Below are 15,592 nucleotides of genomic sequence, written 5' to 3'. Positions count from 1 at the left end.
GATCTTCATGGGGCGGATTTTATCTCGGTCTAGGTATCGGCTCGCGTTGGACGAGTGCCGATGCAAGCGTATCATCGGTGAACATCAACGGCTTCCCAGTTCCAATCTCTTCTCCTGGATCGACGCGCTTCGACAGCTCCTCTTTCAAAATTAGTCCATACTTAGGGTACAACTGGCAGGTCTCCAATTGGGTTTTGGGAGTTGAAGGTGATTGGGGTTGGGCCGAAGGCAGGACAAGAACGCTCGCAGGCATGGCTTATCCGTCGCTTGATTTTTTGACGAGTCTTGGTGGCTTTACTCCTCAAAACGGGGGCGATTCCTTCAACTTCAAATCGACTTGGGACGGCAGCCTGCGGGCTCGCGTGGGATATGCAGTTCGGCCTGACATCTTGCTGTATGGGACTGGCGGCCCGGCTTGGCTCCATGTGGAATCTACATCCACATGCAGCCACGGAACTCCTAACTTGCCTTGCGCCATATTGCCTCCGTTCGGCCAATTGCTTACGCCGCTTAACATCACGGATTCCACAACCAGGCTTGGTTGGACACTCGGAGGCGGTATTGAAGCTATGCTAGGCTCGAATTGGATCGCGAGAGCGGAATATCGCTATGCCTCTTTTGGGACAATGAGCAATATCGATAACCGTACGACCACACCTTCGGGCACTACAGTGTTCGGCGGTGTTGTTCCTTCAAGCGTGGCTTACGATCTGCGGCTTGCAACCCAGACGGTCACGTTTGGCGTGAGTTACAAGTTCGGTTCCTACGGCCCGGTGGCCGCGCGGTATTGATTCTCGCATTGCTGAGTGTGTGATCGACAGCCGCCACGCAGCGAAGAGGCATACCCTCGAGCTAGGGCCGATATCGCTGGCCGGCATCCATCGGCTGGATCGGCGATGTCGGCTTCGGGGCCATAAGCCGGCATCTTAACGCGGATGCGTCAGATCAATCGGGTGACGACTTTATGCCGTGCCGCTCAGTTCACGTTTATCTCGCCGGGCAGCGGCCGGCGATCGAAATTGGCTTTCGAACTCCGACACTGGCAGTGGCCGGGCGAAGACATAACCCTGCCCCTCTTCACAACCCATCTTCGCGAGAAGATCGGCGGTGGCGAGAGTCTCGATGCCTTCGGCGATGACCGAAAGGCCCAGTTGCCTGCTCAGCGAGATCGTCGAACTCACGATCGCCGCGTCGTCGGAATCGGTCAGCAGATTGAACACAAAGGAACGATCGATCTTGAGACCGTCGAGCGGGAATTTCTTCAGGTAGCTGAGGCTCGCATAGCCGGTGCCGAAATCATCGAACACGATGCGAACGCCGAGCTCTTGAATTCGCTGGAAGGTTTTGAGCACGCTCTTCTCGTCGAGCAACAGGATATCCTCGGTCACTTCGAGTTCGAGCAACGAAGGCGTCAGGCCGGTGACGGCGAGCACGGCCGCAACGGATCTGGCCAGGTCGCCGGAGTGGAGCTGTGACGGCGACAGGTTGACGCCGACCCGCAGCAGATGTCCGGCCTGCTCCCAGGCGCGCGCCTGCCGGCATGCCGTCTCCAGCACCCAGGCCGCGATCGGCTCCGAAATCGACGATGTGTTGACGACCGGCATGAATTCGCCCGGGGCGAGCAGTCCGCGCACCGGATGGTTCCAGCGAATAAGCGCCTCCGCGCCGATCAATCCGCCAGTGCCGAGATGAACCTGCGGCTGGTAGAACAGTTCGAACTCGCCTCGCTCTGCGGCAAGCGCAAGCTCGGTTTCCAGCGTGAGCCTGCGCTCGATCTCCTGCCGAATCCCGGCTTCGAACAGCACGAAGCCGCCGCGCTTGCTCGCCTTGGCGCGGCAAAGGGCGATGTGCCCGTTGGACAGCAACTCGTCCGCCCGGCTGCCACCGCCGGGATAGACGGCGGCGCCCGTCGAAACCCTGACCCGGTGCGAACGGCTGCCCGCCATCACCGGCGTCTCGAAGCTGCTGGCGATGCGACGGGCCAGATGCTCGACGCTCTCCGCCGTGCCGGCACGCGACAGCGCAATGGCGAATTCGTCGCCGCTTAGCCGTGCGACCATGCCGGCGTTGCCGATCTCGCTCGTCAGGCGATCGGAGATCGCGCGCAAGACCAGATCGCCGTTGGAATGGCCGAGCAGACCGTTGATATGCTGGAAACCGTCGAGCCCGATGATCAGAAGCACGACTTCGGTGCCGCTGGCTTCGGCGGCCACGATCATCGACGCCAGCCGCGCCTCCAGCGTGTAGCGGTTGGCGAGACCTGTCAGCGCGTCGTGCTCGGCAAGATAACGGGTCTTCTCCGCCTCGCGCTTGCGCACCGAGATATCGCGCAGGATGACGCCGTGCTGCAATCCATCCGCGCCCTGCCAGCGCGAGAAGCTGGCTTCCACCGGGAATATCTCGCCGTCGCGGCGCCGCGCGTCGAATTCGATCACCTGGCCAGTCCTGAACGCCTGGGCATCGCGGATCGAGAAAGATCGGCCTGCTTCGGCATTCGCCGCGCAGATCGTGTCGAATGGCCGGCCAACCATCTCCTCCGGTCCGTGACCGAAGATGGTCGTCGCGCCGGGATTCCAGACCGAAATCAGGTAGTTCGAATCGGTGCAGACAAGGCCATCGCCGAGCGACATCGCAATCCGCTGGAAGCGATTCTCGGCAATCCGGCCCAGCAGGTCGCGAACGCCGATCTCATCGAGACCAATGGCGGCGATGTAGACGATGACCGCGACGTGCAAAAGGGCAGTGTCCAGCACAAGCGGAAACCACATCTGCAGCAGATAGGCCGACACTTCGACGGCGACCGCGACTGCCGCCAGCACAGCCACGCGCGTTGCGGCCGAGCGCCTTTGCCAGAGCAGGATCATCGTGGCCATCAGGGCGACCAGGCCGATCAGCGTTGTGGTCGCCGACGTCCAGTGCAATGCACGGCCGCGCAGGATGGAGGCCGCGGCCAGCGCCTGCAGAACCGGTCCCGAGACGATGCCGCCGTTGGGAATGCTGAAGCGGTCGCCGAGTTCGAGCGCGGTACCGCCGATGATGACCTTCTTGTCTTTCAGCCGGTCGAGCGTTGCCTGGCTGCCGCCGAGCACGTCGACGAACGAGATTCGGGGGAAGCTCTGGTGATGGATCGAAAAGTCGATCAGGAAGGGGCCGCGCTTGTCGTCATGCTGGCCGGCGAGAACTGCGCCCATCGATGGCAGGAATTCGCCGTCGAGCTTCTGGCCGAAGGGATAGCGGCGGACCAGACCGTCCTGCTCGATCGCGACGTTGACGACCGCAGACCATGCGTGCGCGCGGAAAGCGGTCAGCGGGCGGTTGAAGAAGGTTGTGCCATCGGGCCCCGGCTGCTTGAAAGAGGGCAGCACCACCGATCCCCCGGCGCGCTCCAGCGCATCGAGAAACAGGCGGTCGGATTCCGGGTCTGAAGGCGTGCTGAAATCGACGTCGAAAACGATGTCGCTGACGCCGGCCCGCTCGAGCTGACTCAGCAACTCGGCATGAAGCCGGCGCGGCCACGGCCAGACGCCGATTTTCTCGATCGAGGGGGCGTCGATGGCGATGACGACGATGTCGTTACCGGCCGGCTGTGACAGCCAGGCGAAGCGAAGGTCGGCGAGCGCGTTTCGAAGCCCGTTGTGCCAGCCTGAGGCCAGCACGACGAGCAAAACCGCCGCGACCAGAAGATGTGGCCGGATATGCTTCACTTCCCCAATCCCCCGCTACGGACATTCGCGTCCGTCTCCGCTGTCAGCTAATGCTTGGCGTTGCCCTTCCCGTTGCCGTTGCCGACCCCGCCATTGCCGTTTCCGTTGCCGACGCCATTGCCGTTGGCGGCATTGCCGCTTCCGGCGTTGACGGCGGCCGCGACCGTGGCGGCGGCAGGCGAGGCATTGCTCGTCGCGTTGCTGGCAGCGCTGCCCGATGACAAACCGGCAGCCGTGCCGCTCGCCGCGGTGGAACTCCAGACCGTGTTGCTTTCGTTGTTCCGGCCGGCCGTGCTGGACGCGGACGAACCGTGCGCGAACCCATGGGTCACCTTGTGGACATCGAGCTTCACTTCGCCAAGCGTCGACGATATCCGCAGCCGGCCCGTTGTGGCCTGGGCATGAAGCTTGCCGGCGTTGGAGACGCTGCGAAGCGCAGGGAAGCCTCCCTTCGGAACCGGAACACGATCCACCGACGACGGACGAGGCTTGCCGTGCTCGATTGGATTGAACGTGCCCGAACCGCTCAACGACAGGCCGGCCTTGCCGCGCTCGAATGCCGTTGCCTTCTGGCCCGGCATCACCTGGGCGATCTGGCCCGACCTGAAATCGGTGACCTCGACCTGTCCGCGCATGACATCGACGCTGGTGCTCGCGGCGCCCACCGAGACGCGGAACTGGGTGCCCTTGACCACGGCGGCGAGGTACGGGGTCTCGACTTCGAAGTGCTTGACGTTGCGCTTCTCGACTTCAAGCAGGATCGCGCCGGCCTTCTGGACGATCGTGGTCGACAGTCCTTCCTTCGGCTCGACAGGAAGTTCGACGACGGAATTCGGCGCGACCAGAATGCTTTCCTCGCCGCGTACCAGCAGCACACGGCCGTTGCGGCCGGTCCGGATGGTGTCACCCGGTTTCAGATTGTCCTCGGGCCTGAGCGAGGCCTGCTGCACCTCGCCGTTCGTGATCCGGACCTCGCCGGAGAATTTGCTGATCGACCAGGTGCCGCCGTCGGCGGCGAACGCGGGACATGTCGCCGTTAGCGCAAACGCGGTTGCGAACACGCTCAAGTAGCGGCGGATGATATCCATGGTGCTTTTCCTCAGCGTCACCGTTTCGAGGCTAAGTCGAAAAGATCAAGATTGCGTGAGCATATCTGCGGGTTCCTGGACCGCTCGTTAACGATTCGTTGACCATAAAATTCTATGAAAATTCATGCACCTAAGAGCATTTGGGCAGGTTGCGGTCACGTATTTTGACAACCGGAGCATCGTGAAACGGATTGCCCGTCGCCGGGTCGCCTGCCTAACGCTGGGAGTTGCGGCCTTCCTGATGGTGGTGAGGATGACGCCCCTGCACGCGCAGCCGACCAGCCAACCCGCCTACGATCCAACGCAATTCAACCAGCGCTTCAGTGGCAAGCAGGTCGAACGGAGCGCGGCGGGACAACCCCGCCTGTCGATGCCGAAGCTCGCGCGCCCCGCAATGCCGTCGGCAGATCCGACGCCACTCTTCGTGCTGCGTCACATCTCGATTGTCGGCGCGACGGCGATCCCCCGTGACCAATTGGCGCCGGCCTATCAGCTCTACGTCGGCAGAAGGGTGTCGCAGGCCGACCTCGTCGCGATCGCGGCCGGCATCAGCGATATCTATCGAGCGGCGGGTTTTCACCTGAGCCGCGCGATCGTGCCGCCGCAGGATATCCACAATGGAACGATCCGCATTCAGGTGATCGAAGGCAGCATCACGGCGGTCGATCTGAAGGGCGAAGGCGCGCAGGAATTTGGCGTACGCCAGATGCTTTCGCCCGTGCTTGCCGAACAACCGTCGCGGCTGGCGACGCTCGAACGCAGATTGCTGCTGGTCAACGGGCGTCCGGGCGTACGCGTTGAAGACACCACGCTGGAGGAGATCGGCAACGCCAGCGGCCATTTTCGCCTGACGGTTTTCGTCAAGACCTGGCGCGTCTACACCTCCTTCGGTATCGACAATCTCGGTGCCACCGCCGTCGGCCCGTGGCAAAGCTACGCGACCGCGGCTTACAACTCGCTGGGGAGGCCAGGCGATACGCTGGCGGTCAATCTTTCGACCACGCCCAATGATCCGCGCGAACTTGCTTTCGGCCGGCTGTCCTATGACACCCCGATCGGGAATGACGGCGTGAAGGTCGGCGCCTCCGCCCTCTACAGCAGTGTGTGGCCCGGCGATTGGCGTCACGCTTACGCCGACAACACGATGACCGAGGGACTTCAGGTTCGCGCGAGCATCGTGCCGTTGCAGTCACAGCGCGCCTCGCTGACCGTGACAACGGCGTTCGACCTCAGCAACGTTTCGGAAAGCGATGTATTCGGGCCGGTCTACAGCGATCGCATCCGCACCTTCAGCCTCACATCGGATTCACGTCTGCAAGACAATTTCGGCGGCACCAACTACCTGACAGCGACCTGGCGCCAGGGCCTCAACATCCTCGGCGCCTCCCCCGATGGGGACGACTTCGTATCGCATTGGGGCGCGTCGCCGTCGTTCACGGTGATCAATGCCTGGTTCACGCGCTATCAGACCTTGACGGATGCATGGTCGCTCAAGATCTCCGGCGCCGGCCAGATCGCGTCAGGGCCGCTCTATCTGTCGCAGCAATTCTATCTCGGCGGAGCAGCCTTCGGTCGCGGCTACGGCGCCGCCGAGACCAGTGGCGATAACGGCATGGCCGGCACGCTGGAGCTGCGCTTCGATCAGAAGCTGAACTCCATATATATGACCGGCTATCAGCTCTACAGCTTCGTTGACAGCGGCGTCGCCTGGAACTCCGGGTTCAACTATACCGACGGAATCTCGCTGGTCTCGGTCGGAGGCGGCGTGCGCTTCTTCCTGATCAACAACACGCAGGCCGATCTCTCGGTGGCGATTCCGCTGAGCTATCGCGTTCCCGACAATCCCGGGCGTGACGTGCGTGTGCTGTTCTCGCTGACAACGGCTCTCGAGCTTTGCGCGGCGAGGACAGCAAACCGCTGTCCCTGATCAGGCCGGTCCAGACAGCGTCCGACCATTGCCACGGCAAACGGCGGAGATTCCAGACCATCGTTGCGCCGGCGAAATCGACGCCAAACCGAGCCTCTAACGGCTACGCTTCCGCGTTGGCCCGATCTTTTGGACCGATGTTTACCGAGTCGAGCTACCGAACCGAAAGCTATCCCGGGCCCGGGTTCGACGCCGGCGCAGGGCTCAGCGGGGCGCCTCCGACCGAAACAGGGCCGAACGGTTTGGGCAGCGTGGCAATTGTTTTTCGCCGGACCACCCGGGCGCGATAATTCAAATGATGCGGGATGCTTGACGTCGTCAATGGCGACACCGACTTCTGCAGCGCGTCCGTCTGCGCCGCCAGCGAGGAGAGCTGACGGGATATCCTCCTCAAGTCCGCCTGTTGATTTGCCGAGTTCTGCGTCAGCGAAGCCAGCACAACCGCATTTTGATGCTGCGATATTTGAATATCCTTCAACGCCGCGCTGACGACGGGATCCGGTATCGGGACTGAAGCCGTCTCATGGCGAGACCGTGCGGCCAGGCGATCGAAATTCGGCCAAGAGAAATTCGACCAGGAAAAATTCAACGAAGAGAAATTCGGCAAAGAAAAATTTGGCAGAGAGAGATTCGGCAAAACGACGCGGTCGAAACTCGGCAAGGAGATGCGACCAAGGTCCGCCAGGGAGAAGCGATTGAGATCCGGCAGGGAGTTCGCGGTGGCCGCGCCGATAACGGCCAAAGCGGCTAACGACACCGCTATCGCCGGCCCCCGGTTCGAAGGCTCCGGTGCTGCCGCGTCAGGCTGCTTACCTTTGTCCGGTGTTTCAGCCACCTGCGTTCCTTAACGATCAACCTCGCAAGATTTTTTCCTCGCCGCCGATCAGCAAAACAAGAAGGAGCCGTTACCTGGGCGATCCAGACAGTCCAGCGGCGACTCGCACGCGATTGCCCACCCAAACTGGCTGAAATCATCGGCTTATATGGTTAATGATCGGTTATTCCGCTGTCCCGGAGGCAGTATTTGCCGCCAGCCATGAAACAGCGCGAAACGCAGAGATCGTAGGAACATGTCACAGCCTGCGCCGGTGAAGCGGCGATCGTGGCCGATGCCAGGATTACCAGCGCGGCAATCAACATTGAACGACCAAGCACGGGAAATATTGCGGAGGAACGGCGAGTTCAATTCCGGGACCCGAACCGCCGTTTCGACCGCGAGAATACCGCTTTTAGCGGCGGCCGAACGCCAACGGCGAAGCGCCGGGCAGCAGCGCGGAATTGAGGTCGGAGGGCTGTTGCGAGAAGCCGACCCCGACCGAGAGGCTGAGATTCGAGGTGGGGCGGATTTCGACTGCCGCATGCACGCCATAGCCGGGCGCGGTGTCGGCGGACGTGGAGTCCAGGGCCGCGAAGGGGCTGCCGATGATCGGCGGCGCGTTATACTTCACGGTGTCGAACCCGGCATAGATCGAGACCGGCGCGCTCTTGAAGTTGTAGCCGGTCTGCATGCCTTCGTACGTGAATGACGGATTGCCGAAGGCGCCCGCCTGGCTGAAGTTGCTCAAGCCCAAGCCGAGGTTGCCGTGCTCGCTGCCGACAAACCAGCCGTTGTCGAAATTGTAGCGCGAGGAAAAGTTGCCAAAAGCATTCGCGTTTGTGGACGTCAGGTTGTTACCGAAGCCGGTGGGCCAGGCCGACGTGGTCCAATAGGGCACGGACTGGGCGTGCGCTGCCGGCGAGCCGAGACCAAGCACGGCCACGACGACGGCCGATGCGAAACACAATCTGCGTGAGACCACGAACATCGGGTCGAAATTACACTCCGGCCGGCGGACAGACAACTGGGGGAGTGTGCGGGCCGCGTAAAAAATCAGCGGCGGCAGCCTCTGCTCGAGATTTCCCTCTTGCAGTATCGGCCGCAGATTCTGACCGTGCTGCGCTGGTTGCCGGCAAAAAAAATGGGCGCTTGAAACAACGGCACCCGAACGCTGGCGCTCCCAAGGGGAATCGAACCCCTGTTTCAGCCTTGAGAGGGCCGCGTCCTAACCGCTAGACGATGGGAGCTTAGCGACAAAGGGAATACCCTTGAAACGGGCGTCCGGCAAGGCGGGTTTCTTCTCCCTCATCCCTCCCCCGCAAGGGGCAGGGAAAAGAAGATCAAGGCTCGTTCACAAACCTCAGGCGGCCCGCGGGTTTGAACGTGCGCGCATCGAAGGCGCGGATTTCGGTCGTCCCGCCCACGTCGAGTGTCACCACCAGCCGGTCCCCGGCCACGCCCGTGGAGACGATCTTCGCACCCCTGGGCAGGACGGCGGTGATCTCAGCCGTGTTGACGCTTCCCTCGGACCTGAAAAGACGGTAGCCGATGGCGACCAGAACGGCGGCAATCGCGAGCACCGTCGTCAGGCCCGCGATCAGCATCAGGCGCCGCACCCGCGCAACCAGCACGGCCTGCTCGGGAGTCGGTTCGGGCGCAACGGTGTCAGTCATCGAGCTCTTCTTTGGAATCAATTTTGAGTAACAATCAGCGGCTGGAAGTCATCGTCGAAGGCAGCGAGGGGTCGCCCCGGCTCGACCGCGTGCTGGCCGCTCGCCTGAGCGAACTCTCGCGATCCCGCCTCAAGACGCTGATCCTCGCCGGTGCGGTCGCGGTGAAGAACGCGCCCGTCCGCGATCCCGCTTATCATGTCGGCCAGGGCGATACGATCACAATCGACGTGCCCGCGCCGGTGGCCGCGGAACCCCAGGGCGAAGATATCGCGCTTGATATCGTCTACGAGGACGATGACCTCATCGTCATCGACAAGCCCCGTGGACTCGTGGTGCATCCGGGCGCGGGACATGAGACGGGCACCCTCGTTAATGCGCTGATCGCCCATTGCGGGGAGAGCCTTTCCGGCATCGGCGGGGTGAAGCGGCCGGGCATCGTGCACCGGCTGGACAAGGACACATCGGGCCTGCTCGTCGTCGCCAAGAACGATGCGGCGCATCAGTCGCTGTCGGCGCAATTCGCCGACCACGGCAAGACCGGCGAGATGCGGCGCGGCTACCTCGCCTTCGTCTGGGGGGTGCCGAACCGGCAGCGCGGCAGCATCGACGCGCCGATCGACCGCCATCCGCACGCGCGGGACAAAATGGCGGTACGCGAAAGCGGCCGCCACGCGGTCACCCATTGGGAGATCGTCGAAAGCTTTAACGGCCCCGACGGCAAGCCGGTGGCGTCGCTTCTTTCATGCGAACTGGAGACCGGCCGCACCCATCAGATCCGGGTGCACCTCGCCCATAGCGGGCATCCCCTGATGGGCGACCCGACCTATGGCCCCCACTTCAAGACCAAGGCTGTCCGGCTCGGCCCCCAAAGCCAGGCGGCCCTGACCGCCCTCGACCGCCAAGCGCTACATGCATACCTCTTGGCCCTGGAGCACCCCAAAACCGGGGCGATTCTGGAGTGGAACTCGGATTTGCCGCCAGATCTGGCTCTCTTGCGGGAGTCGCTCCGGGCGGCGCTATGACGCAGGGTGGTTAGAAAAGTCTTGATATGCCAATTAGTTATACCAGCCACACCGTAACGTGACGGGGGTTTAACTTCCAAAACGGGCTTCGTTTGGTGTATGTTGCGCCTGCGTTGAATATCCAACGTGGAACATCGCGGAGCGACTGGCTTTAACAAAGCAGTTGCCTGCCTGGCCCGCCGCTATCGGGGGCCTGAACCAAGTGGAGGGCGCTCAATGGCCCGCACAGCTACCCTGCCGATCCTCAATGGAGAATCCGGCCTTTCCCGTTACCTCGCCGAAATCCGCAAGTTTCCGATGCTGGAACCCGGGCAGGAATACATGCTCGCCAAGCGTCTGCGCGAACACGACGATCGTAACGCGGCACATCAACTCGTCACCAGCCATCTCAGGCTCGTGGCCAAGATAGCCATGGGCTATCGCGGCTACGGACTGCCGATTTCCGAGGTCGTCTCGGAAGGCAACGTCGGCCTGATGCAGGCGGTGAAGCGGTTTGAACCCGAAAAGGGGTTCCGGCTCGCTACCTACGCTATGTGGTGGATCAAAGCCTCCATACAAGAGTACATCCTGCGTTCCTGGTCGCTCGTGAAGATGGGCACCACCGCAAACCAGAAGAAACTGTTCTTCAACCTGCGCAAGGCGAAGAGCAAGATCTCTGCGCTCGAGGAGGGTGATCTTCACCCCGATCAGGTGAAGCTGATTGCCAAGCGTCTCGGCGTCACCGATCAGGACGTTGTCGACATGAACCGCCGTCTCGGCGGCGATGCGTCGCTCAACGCGCCGATCCGGGACGACGGCGAAGCCGGCGAATGGCAGGACTGGCTGGTCGATAACTCGCCCAACCAGGAAGCCTTGATGGCCGAACATGAAGAGTTCGATCATCGCCGCTCGGCGCTGACCGGCGCGATCGGCGTGCTCAATCCCCGCGAACGCCGCATCTTCGAGGCGCGGCGCCTGGCGGAAGATCCGATGACGCTGGAAGACCTCGCCGCCGAATTCGGCGTGTCGCGCGAACGCGTGCGGCAGATCGAGGTCCGCGCTTTCGAAAAGGTGCAGTCGGCGGTCAAAGGCACGATCGCCAGACAGGAAGCGGCCGCGTTAGAGGCCGCGCTTTAAGGCGCACAACCGATCAAGGCGGATCGCAACAAACACGAAAGCCGGCGGCAACGCCGGCTTTTTTTTGACGCGGCCCGCTCGGCACGAGCCCTGTCAATGAACCGCGGGTTTCCTCAACGCAGCGTGCCGAGATAGTCCGACAGCGTGGTGGGATCGCCACGCGTGCTCTGCCGCAGGGGCTGGTTACTCAACAATATGCCGGACTGGGTCTTGTAGTCGGCAGGCACATTATCGGTCGGCTTTAGCGGCTGGTTGAGGAGCTCGCGATAGCGCTCATAGGCCTGTCGGGTGCCGACGAAGATGCAGACGCAATGCTGCGGCTCGGCATAGAGATAACGGACGGCGTCGCCGACCCCATTTGTGACAAAGCGGTGCGCTGGCAGCGCGCGCAGCGCTTTTTGCCCAGCGGGATCGTTGGCGAACTGGATACGAAAACCGGCCGACGACAAATAAAAGCTGTTCTTTTCCAGGAACGGCTTGCTTGGCTCCTCCGCGGCTGACGAAACCGCAGCGGAGAGCAACAGCGCCACGGGCGGCAACAATCGCAAGGCCCTGATGCCGCGGAGCCAAAATGGATGTCGATGTTCCGATGCGACCGGCCGGATATTCGATGCGGACATTGCAATTCCTCTGCCTAAAAAGCCTCTCCGTTGCTTCCGCCATTACGCCACGAACAGTGGGCCAACATTGTGTTAAGCCACGGGGGACTACCTATTCGCCCCACTCACGCGCCAGCGTTGCCAGCGCGCAGCCCTCGCAATAGCGGGCGTCCTTGTAGTCGATCCAGTTGTGCGCATAAACGTGATCGAGCGGGATGCGGTAGCGGGCGCGCAACACCTTTACCAGGATACGCCACGCGGCGATTTGCGCATCGGTCGCGGGCCGCGTGACTTCGGGATAATTGCCGGCGAACTCCACCCCGATCGAGGTGTCCTTGTTGACCTGGTGATAGGTCTTGCTGTTGTCGATGTACTTGTTGTCGTTGCGGTCGGCGCCGTCGGTATGGGTAGGGACGAGATTGTCGGCGACAGCCCAGTACACCGTGCCGTCGGTTTCGACCCACACCATGACGCCGCGGCGGGCCGGATTTTTCGCTTGCGCCTGCGCGCCGCCGCGCGCCGAGCCCGCCGGCCCCTCGGTCTGGTGCACGATGATGTTGCGCCAGGGATGCGCCTTCTCGACATCGCCCCATGGCGCGAGCCAGACCATCTTCAGGCCCGGAATGTCCGGCGTGCCGGAAGAGCGCGCGATCGCCTCGATCGAGGGTCCCTGCGCGATCGCCAGAGACGGCATCGCCAACGCATAAATCGCGCTCAAGACCAGACGGAAGCTGTTCATGGAACGCACTATGCGCCGGTGCGACAAGTTCGCCTAGGCGTGGCGGCGCATGGGCTGCGGCGGAATGATTTCCGGTTCTGGCGCCAGCGGCGGCGAAAGGTCGTAGACCGCATAGCGGTCCCTGCCCTCTTTCTTGGCGACGTAGAGTGCGTGGTCGGCGGCGGCAATCAGCCGATCCGGCAAGTTCCCGATGTCCCGCGTCCACTGCGCCACCCCGATCGAAACGGAAAGCGGCACTTCGGTGCCGGCGCAGCCGGCCGCATCCGCGCGGCATACCTCGACGATCCGGCGCGCGATCATCGCGCCCTCGCGCAGCGTGGAAGCCGGCAACATGATGCAGAATTCGTCACCGCCGGTACGCGCCAGCAGGTCGCCTGGCCTGAGCCGCGTCTGCGCCATCAGTGTGAAATGCTGCAGGCAGGCGTCGCCCGCGGCATGCCCATGGGTGTCGTTGATCATCTTGAAATTGTCGAGGTCGACCACCAGCAGCGCAAACGGATGGTTGCTGCGATCCGACCTCGCGCATTCCTCGGTCAGGCGTTGCAGCAATTGGCGCCGGTTGCCGACGCCGGTGAGATCGTCCATCAGCGCGAGATCGGCGACCTCGTTGCGCAGCCGGTCCATCGCCATCAACAGGAAGCCGAAATTACAGACCATCGACAAGAATAGCTGCGCCAGGATCGCGATCGATTGCGGCGCGTTGAAGTGGGTGAAGGAGAAGTCCGTGCCGATCTGAAACAGCTTGCCCAGCGCGCGGAACGCGCAGATGCCGATGATGATGATCGCGACGCCGCCGGCCAGCCGGGCGCCGGCTTCGACCCGGCCATCCTGCTTCGAGAGCAGCAATTTCAATGAAAGCGCCATCGGCAGCGCTTGCGCCACGGAAAAGATCAGGATCCGCGCCGTCGTACTGTCGTAGCCGAACAGGAATACCGAAAGGCTCGCGAATGTCAGCCCGGTGATCGCGGCGGTCTGCCGCCACAGGACCGGATCGCCGTAAAATCGCCTGATGCCCATCGCGGTCAGGCAGGTCGCGAAAACGACCATCGTGCCGCCGAGCAGCAGCGGGATCAGCGACTCCGTGGCTGCCGTGAGTGTTGCGATCATGGCGCCGGCCGCCAAGGCCAAAGCCGAGCCGGTCCAGTACCGCGCCGCTTCAAAGCTCGGATAGCTGTGCAGGATGTAGGCCCAGATCAGGCCAAGCGCGAGGAAATTGATGACGAACGCCGTCCACAGCGTCGGTACGTTCAACATTGCAGACCCAGAGCGATCATCGCCCTGTCTCCCCGTTTTTTAGCTCCGACCATCCCCGTAGTCTTGTGGAGGCACCATGCAGCCGCGCCGATTAACGGAGTCTCACTTGCGGAACCAAATCGGCGTCTTGGTTGTGAAATGCTGAAGATAATGCGGCGCCGCTCATGATCGCAGCGTGCCGAATTGGTGCGGCATTAACCCTGATCGTGACGGCCGAAGACCGCAGCTCGCGCCCGAGCGATCGAGCGATCGAGCGATTGAAGCGAACAGAGCGCGCGCAACGGCGGCGCTTGCGTCAAAAGCACGCGAAAATGCGTAAGTTCTGTGGATAACGTGATGACACAGGCGTGACGGTGTGGGGCAGAGGCTCGCGAATCTGTTGGATTACATTTGAGGATATTGCGAGGCTGGCCCTCCGCCGAGCATGCCTCGTGTCGCGTTTCAATCCATTAACTCAAATGAGGATGCTATGGCTAAGAAAGCGAAGAAGGCAAAGAAGGCGAAAAAGGCCAAGAAGTCGAAGAAGAAGTAGTTTCGATAGCCCGGGTGGAGCTTCGCTCTGCCCGGGCACCCAATTTCGGCGATGATGATGATGAAAGCGGCGGGCCCTAGGCTCGCCTTTTTGATTCTCGCTTTTATTATTCCCGCATTTCGATCCCCTCCTTGCGTTGATTACCCCTTGATCCTCCCATCCCGATCCGCATTCTGTGGCGAGCCCTTCTCGAATGCCGGAGTGATCTTTCATGACCGCGATCCCTGGAGCCGCCGTAGCCATCACGGGCGCGGCAAGCGGCATCGGCCGGGCGCTGGCGACCGAACTCGCCGCACGCGGGGCGGATCTCGCGCTCGCCGACCGCGACGAAGCCGGCCTTCAGGCGGTTGCCGCCGAAATCGCCAAGGCTAACCCGCGCAAGGTCAGCCTGCACCGCGTCGATGTCGCCAATCCCGAAGAGATCGCGACCTTTGCCCGCGAGGCGATCGCCGCCCACCCTTCGCTGAACATCGTCATCAACAATGCCGGCGTCGCGCTGCTCGGCCAGTTTCACGAGATCGACCAGGCGCAGATCGAGTGGCTGTTCAACATCAACTTCTGGGGCGTGGTGCATTCGACCCGCGCGTTCTTGGCCCAACTGGCGAGCCAGAAGGCCTCGCATATCGTCAACGTTTCCTCGATTTTCGGCATCGTCTCCCCACCGGGACAAACCGCTTATTCAGCGGCGAAATTCGCCGTCCGCGGCTTTTCGGAATCGCTCCGCCACGAATTGCAGATGGCGAAAAGCCCGGTCCGGCTTTCCGTGGTGCATCCCGGCGGGATCAAGACCAACATCGTGCGCAACTCGCGCGCCGGCACCGGCGTCACCGACAACGAGCGCCGCGCGCAATCGATCGAGCGGTTCGACGCCATCGCCCAGACCTCGCCGAAAGATGCCGCACTTCGGATCATCAAGGGCATCGAAAAGAACCAGCCGCGCATCCTGATCGGCGGCGACGCCCGCTTCATGGATCTCCTGCAACGCTTCCGCCCCGCCACCTACTGGAACGTAATGGCGAAGCGGATCGAGAAGGCGTCGAAGCAGGGGAAGGAGGAGTTTCTGTCGCGGTCATTCCGGGGCTCGCGAAGCGAGAACCCGGAATCCATTTCTCCTATCGCGC

General features: G+C 62.3%; 12 protein-coding genes, 1 tRNA gene and 1 pseudogene. 5 read left to right on the top strand and 9 right to left on the bottom strand.

Annotation, left to right across the window (positions count from 1 at the left end):
• Positions 1-791: outer membrane protein (locus tag WB528_RS16270; protein WP_423889433.1), on the top strand; the 791-nt coding region annotated here is incomplete at its 5' end.
• Positions 792-962: 171 nt separating this feature from the next.
• Here the strand turns inward: WB528_RS16270 and WB528_RS16265 are convergent.
• Positions 963-3,704, bottom strand: coding sequence for an EAL domain-containing protein (locus WB528_RS16265; RefSeq protein ID WP_423889432.1), 2,742 nt, complete (start codon positions 3,702-3,704; stop codon positions 963-965).
• Between the two features lie 47 nt (positions 3,705-3,751).
• Complete coding sequence (locus WB528_RS16260; RefSeq protein WP_423889431.1) at positions 3,752-4,792, bottom strand: FecR domain-containing protein; 1,041 nt, start codon at positions 4,790-4,792, stop codon at positions 3,752-3,754.
• A gap of 241 nt (positions 4,793-5,033) precedes the next feature.
• On the opposite strand from WB528_RS16260, the gene WB528_RS16255 reads away from it, so the two are divergent.
• Positions 5,034-6,719: a ShlB/FhaC/HecB family hemolysin secretion/activation protein gene (locus tag WB528_RS16255; protein WP_423889435.1), complete on the top strand. Its 1,686-nt coding sequence runs from the start codon at positions 5,034-5,036 to the stop codon at positions 6,717-6,719.
• Positions 6,720-6,888: 169 nt separating this feature from the next.
• On the opposite strand, the gene WB528_RS16250 is transcribed toward WB528_RS16255, so the two are convergent.
• From WB528_RS16250 to WB528_RS16235, 4 genes are all read right to left on the bottom strand, one after another.
• Entirely contained in the window at positions 6,889-7,197 is a 309-nt protein-coding gene (locus WB528_RS16250; protein ID WP_423889430.1) for a hypothetical protein, read from the bottom strand.
• A 751-nt stretch (positions 7,198-7,948) separates the two neighbouring features.
• Positions 7,949-8,524 carry a hypothetical protein gene (locus WB528_RS16245; protein WP_423889429.1) on the bottom strand — a complete coding sequence of 192 codons (576 nt, stop codon included), beginning with the start codon at positions 8,522-8,524 and terminating at the stop codon, positions 7,949-7,951.
• A gap of 184 nt (positions 8,525-8,708) precedes the next feature.
• Positions 8,709-8,783 (bottom strand) — tRNA-Glu (locus WB528_RS16240).
• A 93-nt stretch (positions 8,784-8,876) separates the two neighbouring features.
• Entirely contained in the window at positions 8,877-9,209 is a 333-nt protein-coding gene (locus tag WB528_RS16235; RefSeq protein WP_423889428.1) for a hypothetical protein, read from the bottom strand.
• A 23-nt stretch (positions 9,210-9,232) separates the two neighbouring features.
• On the opposite strand from WB528_RS16235, the gene WB528_RS16230 reads away from it, so the two are divergent.
• Positions 9,233-10,231 carry an RluA family pseudouridine synthase gene (locus WB528_RS16230; RefSeq protein WP_423889427.1) on the top strand — a complete coding sequence of 333 codons (999 nt, stop codon included), beginning with the start codon at positions 9,233-9,235 and terminating at the stop codon, positions 10,229-10,231.
• A 216-nt stretch (positions 10,232-10,447) separates the two neighbouring features.
• Entirely contained in the window at positions 10,448-11,347 is a 900-nt protein-coding gene (gene rpoH, locus WB528_RS16225; protein ID WP_423889426.1) for an RNA polymerase sigma factor RpoH, read from the top strand.
• Between the two features lie 113 nt (positions 11,348-11,460).
• On the opposite strand, the gene WB528_RS16220 is transcribed toward rpoH, so the two are convergent.
• The 3 genes from WB528_RS16220 to WB528_RS16210 all read right to left on the bottom strand — a co-directional run bounded on the left by WB528_RS16220 (position 11,461) and on the right by WB528_RS16210 (position 13,939).
• On the bottom strand, positions 11,461-11,967 hold the full coding sequence (locus tag WB528_RS16220) for a hypothetical protein (protein ID WP_423889425.1): 507 nt from the start codon (positions 11,965-11,967) through the stop codon (positions 11,461-11,463).
• Positions 11,968-12,058: 91 nt separating this feature from the next.
• A complete protein-coding gene (locus WB528_RS16215; protein ID WP_423889434.1) occupies positions 12,059-12,640 on the bottom strand; it encodes a peptidoglycan recognition protein family protein in 582 nt (193 codons plus the stop codon).
• A 78-nt stretch (positions 12,641-12,718) separates the two neighbouring features.
• A complete protein-coding gene (locus tag WB528_RS16210; protein WP_423889424.1) occupies positions 12,719-13,939 on the bottom strand; it encodes a GGDEF domain-containing protein in 1,221 nt (406 codons plus the stop codon).
• 743 nt (positions 13,940-14,682) lie between these two features.
• Between WB528_RS16210 and WB528_RS16205 the strand changes: the two are divergent.
• Positions 14,683-15,513: pseudogene (locus WB528_RS16205) on the top strand (SDR family NAD(P)-dependent oxidoreductase); the annotation flags it as partial.
• Positions 15,514-15,592: the final 79 nt, after the last annotated feature.

This window comes from Bradyrhizobium sp. (genome assembly GCF_049586575.1).
GTDB lineage: Bacteria > Pseudomonadota > Alphaproteobacteria > Rhizobiales > Xanthobacteraceae > Bradyrhizobium.
The sequence above is the reverse complement of the archived record's forward strand: the minus strand, read 5'-3'. Positions and strand labels throughout refer to the sequence as shown.

Coding starts and splice junctions, on each gene's coding strand:
- rpoH (WP_423889426.1), top strand. CDS start 10,448: ATGGCCCGCACAGCTACCCTGCCGATCCTCAATGGAGAATCCGGCCTT.
- WB528_RS16245 (WP_423889429.1), bottom strand. CDS start 8,524: ATGTTCGTGGTCTCACGCAGATTGTGTTTCGCATCGGCCGTCGTCGTG.
- WB528_RS16210 (WP_423889424.1), bottom strand. CDS start 13,939: ATGTTGAACGTACCGACGCTGTGGACGGCGTTCGTCATCAATTTCCTC.
- WB528_RS16255 (WP_423889435.1), top strand. CDS start 5,034: ATGGTGGTGAGGATGACGCCCCTGCACGCGCAGCCGACCAGCCAACCC.
- WB528_RS16215 (WP_423889434.1), bottom strand. CDS start 12,640: ATGCCGTCTCTGGCGATCGCGCAGGGACCCTCGATCGAGGCGATCGCG.
- WB528_RS16235 (WP_423889428.1), bottom strand. CDS start 9,209: ATGACTGACACCGTTGCGCCCGAACCGACTCCCGAGCAGGCCGTGCTG.
- WB528_RS16220 (WP_423889425.1), bottom strand. CDS start 11,967: ATGTCCGCATCGAATATCCGGCCGGTCGCATCGGAACATCGACATCCA.
- WB528_RS16260 (WP_423889431.1), bottom strand. CDS start 4,792: ATGGATATCATCCGCCGCTACTTGAGCGTGTTCGCAACCGCGTTTGCG.